The 13,314-nt window shown below is 65.9% G+C and carries 10 protein-coding genes and 1 tRNA gene; 6 read left to right on the top strand and 5 right to left on the bottom strand.

From position 1 onward, the window contains the following. Positions 1 to 2 precede the first annotated feature (2 nt). The gene (locus J2X38_RS01555) at positions 3 to 3,209 is read left to right on the top strand and encodes a CusA/CzcA family heavy metal efflux RND transporter (RefSeq protein ID WP_310250509.1); all 3,207 of its coding nucleotides are present in this window, start codon (positions 3 to 5) and stop codon (positions 3,207 to 3,209) included. Further along, entirely contained in the window at positions 3,193 to 4,113 is a 921-nt protein-coding gene (locus J2X38_RS01550) for a cation diffusion facilitator family transporter (RefSeq protein WP_310250504.1), read from the top strand. The genes J2X38_RS01555 and J2X38_RS01550 overlap by 17 nt, the downstream gene beginning before the upstream one ends. A gap of 12 nt (positions 4,114 to 4,125) precedes the next feature. Here the strand turns inward: J2X38_RS01550 and J2X38_RS01545 are convergent, their stop codons facing one another. From J2X38_RS01545 to J2X38_RS01535, 3 genes are all read right to left on the bottom strand, one after another. Continuing rightward, a complete protein-coding gene (locus tag J2X38_RS01545; RefSeq protein ID WP_310250501.1) occupies positions 4,126 to 4,761 on the bottom strand; it encodes a class I SAM-dependent methyltransferase in 636 nt (211 codons plus the stop codon). Between the two features lie 71 nt (positions 4,762 to 4,832). Then, entirely contained in the window at positions 4,833 to 5,492 is a 660-nt protein-coding gene (locus tag J2X38_RS01540; RefSeq protein ID WP_310250498.1) for a helix-turn-helix domain-containing protein, read from the bottom strand. A 396-nt stretch (positions 5,493 to 5,888) separates the two neighbouring features. After that, positions 5,889 to 5,963 (bottom strand) — tRNA-Gly (locus J2X38_RS01535). Between the two features lie 191 nt (positions 5,964 to 6,154). On the opposite strand from J2X38_RS01535, the gene J2X38_RS01530 reads away from it, so the two are divergent. Next, positions 6,155 to 7,066, top strand: a complete 912-nt coding sequence (locus J2X38_RS01530; RefSeq protein WP_310250496.1) for a tetratricopeptide repeat protein — start codon at positions 6,155 to 6,157, stop codon at positions 7,064 to 7,066. Continuing rightward, complete coding sequence (locus J2X38_RS01525; protein ID WP_310250493.1) at positions 7,066 to 7,716, top strand: LON peptidase substrate-binding domain-containing protein; 651 nt, start codon at positions 7,066 to 7,068, stop codon at positions 7,714 to 7,716. Before J2X38_RS01530 ends, J2X38_RS01525 begins: the two co-directional genes overlap by 1 nt. Before the next feature lie 4 nt (positions 7,717 to 7,720). Here the strand turns inward: J2X38_RS01525 and J2X38_RS01520 are convergent, their stop codons facing one another. Together J2X38_RS01520 and J2X38_RS01515 are read right to left on the bottom strand one after the other, a co-directional pair. Further along, the gene (locus J2X38_RS01520) at positions 7,721 to 8,419 is read right to left on the bottom strand and encodes a sigma factor (protein ID WP_310250490.1); all 699 of its coding nucleotides are present in this window, start codon (positions 8,417 to 8,419) and stop codon (positions 7,721 to 7,723) included. Positions 8,420 to 8,516: 97 nt separating this feature from the next. Further along, the gene (locus J2X38_RS01515) at positions 8,517 to 9,758 is read right to left on the bottom strand and encodes an FAD-dependent monooxygenase (RefSeq protein ID WP_310250487.1); all 1,242 of its coding nucleotides are present in this window, start codon (positions 9,756 to 9,758) and stop codon (positions 8,517 to 8,519) included. A 124-nt stretch (positions 9,759 to 9,882) separates the two neighbouring features. Here J2X38_RS01515 and J2X38_RS01510 point away from each other — a divergent pair, with 124 nt between their 5' ends. Both J2X38_RS01510 and J2X38_RS01505 read left to right on the top strand, forming a co-directional pair. Continuing rightward, positions 9,883 to 12,201 (top strand): DNA translocase FtsK 4TM domain-containing protein, encoded by a 2,319-nt coding sequence (locus tag J2X38_RS01510; RefSeq protein ID WP_310250484.1) that lies wholly within the window; start codon positions 9,883 to 9,885, stop codon positions 12,199 to 12,201. 125 nt (positions 12,202 to 12,326) lie between these two features. Continuing rightward, a complete protein-coding gene (locus J2X38_RS01505) occupies positions 12,327 to 12,959 on the top strand; it encodes a LolA family protein (protein WP_405053439.1) in 633 nt (210 codons plus the stop codon). The last annotated feature ends 355 nt before the right edge of the window (positions 12,960 to 13,314 follow it).

Here is a 13,314-nt window from a genome sequence, read left to right as displayed (position 1 = left end):
CCATGATCGCCCGCACCGTTACCTGGGCGGTCGAGAAGCGCTGGCTTGTCGTCCTGCTCACCGCCATCGCCGCCGTCATCGGAGCCTTCGCGCTGTCGCGCCTGCCGATCGACGCGGTTCCCGACATCACCAACAACCAGATCCAGATCAACGTCCGCGCGCCCGCGCTTTCACCCGAACTTGTCGAGAAGCAGGTCGCCTTCCCGATCGAGACTGCGCTCGCGGGGATTCCAGGGCTTGAATATACACGCTCGCTGAGCCGCAACGGTTTCGCCCAGGTCACCGCCGTTTTCACCGATGGGACCGATATCTATTTTGCGCGCCAGCAGGTGGGCGAGCGCCTCAATGAAGCCACCGAAACCATGCCCGACGGCGTCCGGCCCGAGATGGGTCCGATCGCGACGGGGCTCGGCGAAGTCTATATGTGGACGGTGCGTCTCGCGCACCGCAAGGATGATGTGCACAAGCCCGGCGAACCCGGCCTCCAACCCGACGGCAGCTATGTAACACCCGAGGGCGAACGCCTCGTCACCGAGGCGGACAAGGCCACCTATCTTCGCACCGCGCAGGACTGGATCGTCACGCCGCTGCTCCGCACCGTCCCGGGCGTCGCCGGGATCGATGCGATCGGCGGTTATTCGAAGCAATATATGGTCGTGCCCGATGTGCAGAGGCTGGCGGCGCTCGACCTCAGCCTCACCGATCTTGCCGAAGCACTCGAACGCAACAACACAAGCGTCGGCGGCGGGGTCGTCGAACGCAACGGCGAAGGGCTTGCCGTCCGCTCCGATGCGCTCATTCGCGATACCGCCGAGCTGTCGCGGGTCGTGGTCGCGACGCGATCGGGCGTGCCGATCACACTCGACCAGGTGGCAAGCGTCCGCACCGGCCAAGCCGTACGCATGGGCTCAGCATCGGAGAATGGCACCGAGGTCGTCGTCGGCACCGCGATCATGCGCATCGGCGAGAACAGCCGGGCCGTCGCGACCGCGGTTGCCGACCGGCTCGATGCGACCAACGCGTCGCTCCCGCCCGACGTCGTCATCGAACCGGTTCTCGATCGCACCAAGCTCGTCAATTCGACGATCTGGACGGTCGGCAAGAATCTGACCGAGGGCGCGCTGCTTGTTATCGTCGTGCTCTTCCTGCTGCTCGGCAACTTCCGCGCGGCGCTGATCGCGGCGCTCGTCATCCCGATCACCATGCTCCTCACGAGCTTCGGTATGCTGCACGCGGGCGTGTCGGCGAACCTGATGAGCCTCGGCGCACTCGACTTCGGCCTCATCGTGGATGGCGCCGTCATCATCGTCGAAAATGCGCTTCGCCGCATGGCCGAGTTCCAGCATCGCGAGGGGCGGATCCTTACGCTTCAGGAGAGGCTTGCTTCGGTCGCAGCGGCGGCGCGCGAGATGGTGCGCCCCTCGGTCTATGGCCAGGCGATCATCATCCTCGTTTATGTGCCTTTGCTCACCTTGAGCGGTGTCGAAGGCAAGACCTTCATTCCGATGGCGTTGACCGTGATCATTGCGCTCGCCTTCGCTTTCATCCTCTCGCTGACCTTCGTGCCGGCCGCGATCGCCATCTGGCTCTCCAAGCGCGTCGAGGAGAAGGAGGGCCGAATCATGGTGTGGCTGAAGCAACGCTACGAACCCGGCCTCGACCGGGCGATGAGCAAACCCAAGGTCACGCTCGGCGCCGGAATCGGCGGGTTCGTCGTCGCGATCCTTGCCTTCTTCTCGCTCGGCCAGGTGTTCCTGCCCCAGCTCGACGAGGGCGACCTGCTTATCCAGGCGTTCCGCGTTCCCTCGACCTCGGTCCAGAGCCAGGCGATGCAGGTTCCGATCGAACGGATGCTCTCGAAGCAGCCCGAGATCGACATCGTCTTTTCGAAGACCGGAACGGCAGACCTCGCCTCCGATCCGATGCCGCCCAATGCGACCGACAATTTCGTGATCCTGAAACCCCGAAAGGAGTGGCCCGACCCCAGCCTGCCCAAGGCCGAACTGGTCGAACGGCTGGAAAAGGAGCTGAACAAGATTCCGGGCAATGCCTATGAGATCACCCAGCCGATCCAGATGCGCTTCAACGAGCTCATCGCCGGCGTACGCGGCGACATTGCCGTCAAAGTCTATGGCGACGACTTCGACGCCATGAACCGGACCGCGCAGGAAATCGCCGCGATCTTGCGGAAGACCGATGGCGCGACCGATGTGCGTGTCGAAGAAACCGAAGGTCTCTCGATGCTCGATATTCGGGCGAACCGCGAGGCGATGGCGCGGCTCGGCGTCACCGCACAGGATGTGCAGGACGTCGTAACCGCGACGATCGGCGGCCGCCAGGCCGGCACGATCTTCGAGGGCGACCGCCGCTTCCCCGTGGTCGTCCGGCTGTCGGACGCGCAGCGCTCGGACCTCTCGGTGCTCGAACAGGTGCAGGTCCGCGTTCCCGGCGGCTCTTTCGTGCCGCTCGCCAGCGTCGCCGACATCCGCGTCATCGATGGACCCAACCAGATCAGTCGCGAAAATGGCAAGCGGCGCATCGTCGTCCAGGCCAATGTTCGCGGCCGCGCGATTTCCGACGTCGTCGCCGATGCCAAGGCAGGTATCGCGAAGGATGTCCGCTTACCCGCGGGCAGCTACCTCGAATGGGGCGGCCAGTTCGAGAATCTGGCCTCCGCTCGCGATCGGCTCCTGCTCGTCATCCCGGCGTGTTTCATCCTGATCCTGCTGCTGCTCTACGGCGCGCTTCGTTCGCCGCGCGACGCGGCGATCGTGTTCACCGGGGTGCCACTGGCGCTGATCGGCGGCGTGCTCGCCCTGTTCCTGCGCGGCATGGATTTCTCGATCTCGGCAGCAGTCGGGTTCATCGCGCTGTCGGGTATCGCGGTGCTCAACGGGCTCGTGATGGTGTCGTCGATCCAGGAGCTGATGCGCTCAGGCATGGCGCGGGCGGAAGCCGCGCGGCAAGGCGCGCTCATGCGCCTGCGTCCCGTGGTGATGACCGCGCTTGTCGCAAGTCTCGGATTCGTGCCGATGGCGCTCGCGACCGGCGCCGGAGCCGAGGTGCAGAAGCCGCTCGCAACGGTGGTGATCGGGGGGCTGATCTCGGCCACCTTGCTCACTCTCTTCGTACTTCCGACCCTCTACGCGCGTTATGGAGGCGGACGCGCGCAGAAGGACGAAAGGATCGACGATGGCGCATTCGCATAGTCAAGAAGAGGGCGGCCATTCCGGGCACGACCATATGGCGGGCGCGAACAGCCGGAACCTGACGATCGCGCTGGCGCTGACGGGCACATTTCTCCTCGCCGAACTGGTGGGGGCGTGGCTGTTCAACAGCCTCGCCCTGCTCTCCGATGCGGGGCATATGTTCACCGATGCGGCCGCGCTCGCGATTGCGCTGGCCGCGATCCGCATCGGTCGCCGCCCCGCCGACGTCAAGCGAACCTATGGCTACCGCCGCTTCGAAATCCTCGCCGCAGCGTTCAATGCCCTGCTGCTCTTCGCGGTTGCCGCTTATATTCTCTACGAAGGGATCAAGCGTTTCGTCGAGCCGCAGGAGGTCCAGTCGCTCGGCATGCTGGCGGTTGCCGCCGCAGGGCTCATCATCAATCTTGTATCGATGCGAATGCTTTCGGGCGGCAAGGACGAGAGCCTCAACGTCAAGGGCGCCTATCTCGAGGTCTGGGCCGATATGCTCGGTTCGCTCGGGGTCATCGGGGCCGCGATCCTGATCTATTTCACCGGCTGGAGCTGGGTCGACCCGATCGTCGCCATCGCGATCGGCCTCTGGGTGCTGCCGCGGACGTGGATTCTTCTGCGCGACACCACCAATATCCTGCTGCAAGGCGTTCCGCGAGGCGTCGATCTTGGGGCGGTGCGCGCAAGCATCGCAGCTGTCGAGGGTGTGGCTGAAGTCCACGACCTCCATCTCTGGTCCATCGCTGGCCGCGATATGAGCCTGACGGCGCATGTGGTCCTGACGCCGGGGCGTGAAGCGGACGCCGTTCGGCTGGCGGTTTCGGAAGCGTTGCACGACGCATTCGAAATCTCGCACGCAACATTGCAGATGGAATCCGCCAGCGAGCAATGCGCCGAGCCGGAGCATGACTAGCCGCGGCGCGAGCTAGCGCTCCGCCCGATAAAGGGAGATCGATCCCGTCGGGGTCTGGATGGCCCGGACTTCCTCGACATCGCGAAAACCCGCGCCGTGCAGGATTTCGGGGACGCAGCCCCGCGCATTCGGCTCGGTAAGCTCAAAGCCATCGATCATCTGAACCTGCCGGAACAAAGTTCGCATCAGGAGCGAGCGTTGCTCGCCATAGTCGGCGATGTAGAGCCCGCCGCCCGGTTTCAGCAGCCGCCACATCTGACCGACGATCGCTTCCTTCACGTCCATCGGGCATTGATGGAGCACAAGGCTCGAGACGATCTTGTCGCATTGCTGGAGCGGGCCGATTTGATCGAGCGCATCGCCCATCTCCTCGAACCAGAGGATGTCCGCATCCGCCTCTCCTGCCTTTCTCCGGGCGATGTCGAGTATATCCGGATCGGGATCGACGCCCAAGATGATGCTGGTCGGGGTCGCCGCCTTGAGCGCTATCGCAAGCGTTCCGGTGCCGCATCCGATATCGACGATCGTCTCGCCGGCCGCCGGAGCGACGAGCTTCACCAGCTCGCCCCGCCACCTCTTTTCGCGCGTCATCAAGGCGAGAACAGCATCGTATCGCTCGATATTGCCCGCCTTGCCCAGCGCGGGCACGAAATCTCGATTTGTGTCTGTCATAATCGGGAAACTAGTCCCGCGGGGACCGGCACGCTTGAACGATGCGGCTATCGCTCCAGAATGATGTCGCTGGCGCGGATGCCGAACATGGCCTTGATCGTCCGGGCAAAATGCGCGGCGTCGGCAAAGCCGGCTGCATGGGCCGCCTCGGTGATGTTCGATCCTGCCAGCAGCCCCTCGAACGCCGCGCTCAGGCGCCGCCACAGGATATAGCGTTGGAACGGCATGCCAATCTCGGAAGCGAACAGGTGCCGGAGCCGGCCGACCGAAAGCCGGGTCCCGGCGGCGACATCGAACAGACGAACCGCGCCGAGCGGGAGGCGCCGTTCGATCGTCGCAGTCATGTCCGAGATGCGCGTATCGATGCTTCGCCGCGGGGCGCGCATCATCCAGTCCTGCCAGAAGGAACGCGTCGCAGCGCCCGGCACGATCTGAAACCGGCCTGCTTCGATGCGATCCCGCAACGTGTCGGGCGGACCGAAACCGGCGGTCGGTTCGACAAAACAGATATCCGCACCGGCGGACGGGAGCAGTTGGTGCCGGGCGTTGGGTTCGATCAACAGGCAGGTGCCCGAAATTTCGCGGCCGTCGCTTCCGATGGCTCGCACGGGCGAGTCCGCGAAAACCGCCTGGGCCGCAAAATGACGATGGGGAATCGCATCGCCGATCGTGCCCGACCACCAGGCCGTCTCGCCCTCGATGCGCAAGGCGCCCTGCCAGAAATTCTTCGCCATCGACTGGTAGGCTACCTCGGCGATCCGGCGCCGTCATTCGTCGATTGTCTCGGCGGACGGGATAATTCGAACAGGATCATGGCTGATCTCCGCGACGAGCGCCTGGAGCCTCTCCCAGCCATTGTCCGTCCCGGAAGTCCGGAATCCTTCTCGCTCTCCTTGCGCCCCGTCCGGAACAAGCGGCTCCCGCGGGGACGCACCGCCGCCGGGCGCAGCCCCGTGTCGACACTACGCGAGATACCGCCGACCTGTCCGGATCCTCGCCTGGAGCTGGTGACAATATGGAGACAAAGCTCCGTCCCCACAGGCTTGCCACCAGTGAAGACGCAATCCGCGCTTTCACTAAATGACTGATTTTATGAAGAAAACTGGAGCGGGCGAAGGGATTCGAACCCTCGACCCCAACCTTGGCAAGGTTGTGCTCTACCCCTGAGCTACGCCCGCTCTGGCGGCTGGAAACCGGTCGGTTCCAGCGGGTGAGGCGGGCGATTAGCACCGGCTTTTTGACTCGGCAACCCCTGATTGTGCATTTTCTCCGAAGGGTTGGCATATCGCCCGCAAATCCCACATAAGCGGGGCAAGAGTCTTTCCGCCGGCGCAGAAGCGACGGCAAATCAAAACAGGAGCATATCTGCGTGGCCACGCTCGGTCTGAATCCCACCGAAAAGGAAGCCGTCGAAGCCTTCCGCCGCGACGTCGTCGAACCCTCGATGACCAGCCTCGTCATCCTCGATTTCTGGGCCGAATGGTGCGGCCCGTGCAAGCAGCTCGGCCCCGTGCTCGAAAAAGTCGCCGCGGATTATGCCGACAAGGGCGTTGTGCTGGTCAAGGTCGACGTCGACGCGAATCGCTTCATCGCCGGCCAGTTCCAGGTCCAGTCGATCCCGACCGTCTATGCGATCTTTCAGGGTCAGCCGGTCGCGAACCTGACCAACGCGCGCACCGAAAGCCAGCTGAAGGCGATTCTCGACCAGCTGCTCGCGCAGCTCCCGATCGAGAGCGAGGCGACCGCCCGCGCGGTCGAGATCGCGCCGCTGATCGAAATGGGCGAAGGCGTGCTGGCCGAAGGCGACGGTCAGCGCGCCGCGAGCCTCTTTGCGCAAATCCTCGACATCGCGCCCGATAACGCCGCGGCGCACGGCGGCTTGATTCGCGCGCTCTTACTCGCGGGCGATATCGAAGGCGCGCAGGCCGCGCTCGACGTGGTGCCGGCCGAGATCGGCGAAGACCCCGCGATCGCGCAGGCGAAAAGCGCGCTCGCACTGGCGGCCGACGCCCCCGATGCGGGCGAGCTCGCCGCCTTCGAGGCCGCGGTCGCCGCGAATCCCGGTGACCATCAGGCGCGCTTCGACCTTGCGAGCGCCCAGATCGGTGCCGGCCAGCGCGATGCCGCCTCCGACAATCTGCTCCATATCGTCGCCGCCGACCGCGAATGGAACGAGGATGCCGCGCGCGCCAAGCTGCTCTCGCTATTCGAAGCCGTCGGCCTCGAGGATGCATGGGTGGCCGCGCAGCGGCGGCGCCTGTCGCTGATTCTGTTCGGCTGATGGGCGAAACCGCGCCTTTGACTATCCAGCGGATCGCGATCTTTCCGCTCACCGGCGCGGTGCTGTTTCCGGGGCTGCACCTGCCGCTGCATATCTTCGAGCCGCGCTATTCGGCGATGGTGCAGGAAGTGCTGGCGCGCGACCGGCAGATCGGGATGATCCAGCCGCGCCAGCTTCCCGGCGAAGAGGATCGCGAACCGCCGGCGCTCTATGACGTCGGCTGCGTCGGGCGCATCGTCGACGTCGAGGCGCTCGACGAGGGCCGCTTCAACCTCGTCCTCGAAGGCGTCGCGCGCTTTCGCGTCCGCCGCGAACTCGACGTCACGACGCCGTTCCGGCAGGTCGAGGCCGAGATCGAACTCGAAGCCGAGGACGAGGCGGTCCTCGCGAGCATCGAGCGCGCGAGCCTCGAACGCGAGGCGAAACGCTTCGCGGCGCGGCAGGGCTATGTCGTCGACTGGGACTCGGTCGGCCAGCTCGACGACGCGACGCTCGTCAACGGTATCGCGCAAGTCGCGCCGTTCGATGCCGCCGCGAAGCAGGCACTGCTCGAAGCGACGCCGATCGACGCGCGCGCCGAACTGGTCGTCCAGCTGATGCAATTTTTCGGCCGTTTCGACGGCGACGACGGCCGCGCCACGTTGCAATAGCGTATTAGTGGAGCTTGCGTACCGGCGCATGCTGGGCGATGTCGGCGAGCGCCCGACGTACGACATGCCGGTCGCTTTCGCGCAACCGTTCCGCCGCGTCGCTCACCATCAGATGGTGCCGAACGAGTTTCTTTTCGGCGGCGAGCCGGGTTGCCAGCCGGCTTTCATCGCCGCGCGATGCGCCCAGCCTGGCGCGGCGACGGCTCGCCCACTCCTCAACCAACCGGTCGGCCAAAAGCGCGGCAAGATTGTCCGCCGCGCCCTGCTCGGTCGCGTTTTCGGCCGCCGGATCAGTCAGCCACGCGTCGGCGCCCTCCTCCTGCAACGCGTCGAGCGATAGCGTCGCGGTGACATGCCGTCGCCCGGCGCAACGCTGGTCGCCGTGAAGCCGGTGCCGCAGCGCCTGCAGTTCGGCGCGGAATTGCCAGTTCACATAGGTGGTGAAACGCGCGCGCGCCGGATCATAATGTTCGGCGGCGCGATGAAGCGCGATCGCGCACACTTGCGCGGCATCCTCGGCGACATCGGCCAGCCCATAGCTGCGCGTGAAATAGCGGATACGCGGCGCGGCGAGCGCTGCCAGCCGGGCGAAGCTGCGGTCGGCCAAAGCCCGCGTCCGCGCGCCCGGTGCCGTGTCGAGCGCGGTTCGCGCCTTAATATAGTCCGTCACCGCTGCTTCGAGCGCGTCGCTTTTTGCCGACATGGTCCCGTCCCCATCCTGGGCGCAGCGTGGTTGCCGCGCGCTCAGGGATAGGATGTCATGCTTAGTGGCGGGCTATCAGCGCCCTAGGTAGTAATACCTAGACTTCGGCGCCCGCGAGCAGGCGCGGCAGGTCGCCCGCCTCGCCGCGCGCCTCGTCCATGAAGAACCGCTTGAGCATCGGCATCCGCTGTACCGCGCCGAGCCCGGTGCGTCGCACCGCGGCGGCGGTGCGACCCGGGATACCGAACAGCCGCGTCAGCCCGTCGGTCGCGAGGCTGACCATCATATTGTCGAGCCCGCGCCAGCGCTGATAGCGCGCGAGCAGCGCCGCATCGCCGAGGTCGAGCCCGAGTCGCGCCCCCTCGACGAGCACTTCGGTGAGCGCCGCGACGTCGCGGAGACCAAGGTTCAGCCCCTGCCCCGCGATCGGGTGGATGCCGTGCGCGGCGTCGCCGACGAGCGCGATGCGGTCGGCGACGATCGACGCACTGTGATGAAAGCCGAGCGGATAGGTCATGCGCGGCGCGACGAGCTCCATCGCGCCGAGCACCCCGCCCGCGCGCTTCTGCAGCTCGGCAACGAAGCCGCGCTCGCCGAGCTTGGCGAAACCGGGACCGTCCTTTTCGGCGACCGTCCATACGAAGGCCGAACGGTGGCGTCCCTGCGCGTCGTCGACGAGCGGCAGCAGCGCGAACGGACCTGAGGGATAGAAGATTTCGTGCGCGACCTGGCCGTGCGGCCGTTCGTGCGCGACCGCGCCGATCATCGCATGATGATGGTACGACCAGTTGGCGATGCTGAACCCCGCGGCGTCGCGCGTCGGCGAGCGGCGCCCCTCGGCGACGATCAGCAGCGGCGCCGCGAGCTTTGTGCCGTCGGCGAGCGTCAGCGTGACGCCATGCGCGTCGATCTCGCGCGACACGACCTGTGCCGGCATCAGCAGGCGGACGAGCGGCGCGTCAGCGAGCAAAGCGGCAAGCGCGAGGCGGAGCTGGCGATTCTCGACCATCGTCCCGAGCGGCGGATCACCTTCAGCGGTGACGAAGTCGAGTTCGCCGCCGCGGCCGCTGTCGGGGGCGCCGTCGCCCACCTTGATGGCGCGGATCGGGCAGCCATGCCCGGCAAGGCGATCGGCGATCCCCAGCACCTCGAACATCTGCCATGTCGCGCTGGCAATCGCCGAGGCGCGGCCGTCGAACCCCGGCGCGATCGTCGTCACCGGGTCGGCGGGATCGACGATCTGGACCGACAGGCCATGGTGGGCAAGGGCGAGGGCGAGCGCCTGGCCGACAAGGCCGCCACCCGAAATCAGGACATCGCTGCGCAGCGTTTCACTCATGCCGTTGCCCTAGCGTGCGGCAGGGCGGTTGGAAAGGCTGTGGGCGAGCGCTGGGCCGCGCTTGACGCCGAGTCCGCCCCATGCGCATATCGCCGTGGTTAACTGACTGGGACCGGATAAGAGCATGGCTAGCCGCAAGGCCGCACCCGCAAAGGCCGATTGGCGCACGGTTTTCCGCCAAAGCATCGCGCGATCGCTCGTGATCGCCGCGGCGGTGGCGCTCGGCCTGTTCACGCTGTTCCTGACCCTCGCGCTCGTCACCTATGACAGCACCGATGCGGCGCTCAACACCGCCGCGCACGGCACCGCCGCCAACTGGATGGGCGGTGCGGGCGCTTGGTTCGCCGACCTTGGCCTGTCGATCGGTGGCGCACCCATTGTCCTGCTGCTGCCGCTGCTTGGCATCATCGCGTGGCGGCTGTGGACGGGCGAGGCGCAGCCCTATTGGCCGCGCCAGCTTGCTTACAGCTTCATCGGCATCCTTCTCGTCGGGCTGGGCGCCGAACTCTGGTCGCCCGCGACGAACGCGCCGATGCCCGCCGGCTGGGGCGGGATCATCGCGCTGCTGATCGGCGGCGCGGTCGCGCCGTTATTCGCGCAGGCGGGCGAACCCGCCGCTGCGCTGATCCGCTTTGCGACGATCCTGCTGCTTGTCGGGCTTGGCCTGTGGCTCGCGTGGCGCGCGTTGCGGCTCGAAAAGGGCTGGGCGTCGCGCTTCAGGCTGCCCGCCGCCGAGGGCAGCAACCGCGTCATCGAACCCGCGCGGATGCCAAGCGACGAGGTGAAGGCGCCGAGCCTGATCGAGGATCGTGTCGTGCGGCCGCGCGCGGTCGCCGAGCCGAGCGACCGCGCCCCGCCCGAAATCGCCGACCCCGCACAGCGGACCGCGCCCTCGAAACCCAAACCCAAGCCGCAGACCGAGCTGTTCACCAACTATCAGCTGCCGTCGATCGACCTGCTCGCCCCGCCGCCCCCGGGGCCGACCGGGCAGATCGACAAGGCGGGGCTCGAACGCAACGCGCGCCTGCTCGAATCGGTGCTCGAGGATTTCCAGGTCAAGGGCGTCGTCACCGCGGTCCGCCCCGGCCCCGTCGTCACGATGTACGAACTCGAGCCCGCGCCGGGCACGAAGGCGAGCCGCGTGTCGAACCTCGCCGACGATATCGCGCGCAACATGTCGGCGCTGTCGGCGCGCATCGCCCCGATCCCCGGCCGTACCGTGATCGGCATCGAGCTGCCCAACGCGCACCGCGAATCGGTGGTGCTGCACGAAATCATCGGCAGCGCGCTGTTTCAGGACCAGACCGGCGCGCTGCCGATCATCCTGGGCAAGAATATCAGCGGCGACGCGATGATCGCCGACCTGGCGCCGATGCCGCACCTGCTGATCGCGGGTACGACGGGTTCGGGTAAATCGGTCGGTCTCAACGCGATGATCCTGTCGCTTCTCTATCGCCTCGGTCCCGACCAGGTGAAGATGATCATGATCGATCCCAAGATGCTGGAACTCAGCGTCTATGACGATATTCCGCACCTGCTTGCCCCCGTCGTGACCGAGCCCAAAAAGGCGATCCGCGCGCTCAAATGGGCGGTCGAGCAGATGGAAGATCGCTACCGGATGATGTCGTCGCTGTCGGTGCGCAACCTCGCGAGCTACAATGACAAGGTGCGCGGCGCGCTCGCCAAGGGCAAGTCGCTCGGGCGCCGCGTCCAGACAGGTTACGATCCCGACACCGGCCAGCCGGTCTATGAGGAAGAGACGCTCGATTACGCGCCGCTGCCGCAGATCGTCGTCGTCGTCGACGAACTCGCCGATTTGATGATGACCGCGGGCAAGGAGGTCGAGTTCCTGATCCAGCGCCTCGCGCAAAAGGCACGCGCCGCGGGCATTCACCTGATCCTCGCGACGCAGCGTCCGTCGGTGGACGTCATCACCGGCGTGATCAAGGCGAACCTGCCGACGCGCATCAGCTTCAACGTGACGTCAAAGATCGACAGCCGCACCATCCTCGGCGAAGCGGGCGCCGAACAGCTGCTCGGCAAAGGCGACATGCTCTATGTCCCCGGCGGCAAGCAGATTACGCGCATCCACGGGCCGTTCGTGTCCGACGACGAAGTCCGCGCAGTCGCCGATCACTGGAAAGGCCAGGGCCGCCCCGACTATATCGAGAGCGTCACCGAAGATCCCGAGGACGGCGGTTTCGCTATGGAGGGCGCCCCCGCGGGCGGCGACAGCGCCGAAGACCGCATGTACGCAAAGGCGTGCCAGATCGTCGTCGAAAGCCAGAAGGCGTCGACAAGCTGGCTGCAGCGCCAATTGCGCATCGGGTACAACAGCGCGGCGCGCCTGATCGAGCGGATGGAGGAGGAAGGGCTGGTCAGTCCGCCCAACCATGTCGGCCGCCGCGACGTGCTCACCGACCAGTACGGCCAGCAAAGATGAGGAACCATTGACGGCCTCACGACTTGAACAGCGTCTAACGAGAGGTTCAGCGCGGGTTCAATGCCCGCCTGCGATGACCGGCCACCATGTTTGAAAATGAGAGCCAGATGACCCTGAAGACGAATATGATCCGCCTTGCTGCCTGGACGCTCGCGCCGCTGGCGGCCGCCGGCCTCGCCATTGGCGCGCCTGCAATCGCCCAATCGGCGAGCGCGCTGTCGTCGGTGCAGTCGCATCTCAAGTCGACAAGCTCGATGACCGCCGATTTCGTGCAGACCGATCGCAACGGCCAACGGCTGAGCGGCAAGCTGACCTTGAAACGGCCCGGCAAGATTCGCTTCCAGTATCAGAAAGACGTGCCGTTGCTGATCGTCGGCGACGGCAGTTCGCTGACGATGATCGACTATGAGGTGAAGCAGGTGCAGCGCTGGCCGGTGAAGAATTCGCCGCTCGGCGCGCTGCTCGATCCCGACCGCGATCTCACCAAATATGCCAAGGTCCTGCCCACCGGCAGCGGCGACGTGCTGAGCGTCGAGGTCAAGGATCCCAAGCGCCCCGAATATGGTACGATCACCATGGTATTCGTCCGCGACGGCTCGGCGCCCGCCGGGCTGCGGCTTCGCGGCTGGGTCGCGCTCGATTCGCAGAACAACCGGACGCGGATCGACCTCACCAACCAGAAATTCAACGTCGCGGTCGCCGACTCGGCCTTCAAATGGACCGACCCGCGGCCCAAGCAGCGCGGCCGCGCGGGCTGACACACCCGCCCTTTTTGACGACCTCTTCAGGCGGCGCCGGAGCCCCGAATGGATTCGGCGCCGTTTTCCGGACCAACCGTCGCCCTGCATCGACGAACTGCAAAAAACGGCGCGAAGGCGTTCATTTTCGTTCAGCTTGGCGACAGGGAAGACCGGCTATTCCATCTCTCGAAGGCGCCACCACGGCCCCCGGATTTGGGTTTCCCCCTGTTGCCCCACCCGGACTGCCAGGTGCCTTCATTCAAGAGCGTGACGAACGCTGACCTTGAACCCCCGTTCCACCGCCCCTGGGACGGGGGTTTAATTTGTCCGGTGCTCGCGCACCGCACGCCGGGCAAGATTTCTCCTCGTGCCG

It is taken from the genome of Sphingopyxis sp. BE235 (assembly GCF_031457175.1).
In the GTDB taxonomy this organism is placed as follows: Bacteria; Pseudomonadota; Alphaproteobacteria; order Sphingomonadales; family Sphingomonadaceae; genus Sphingopyxis.
This window is presented reverse-complemented; position numbering and strand designations above follow the sequence as displayed.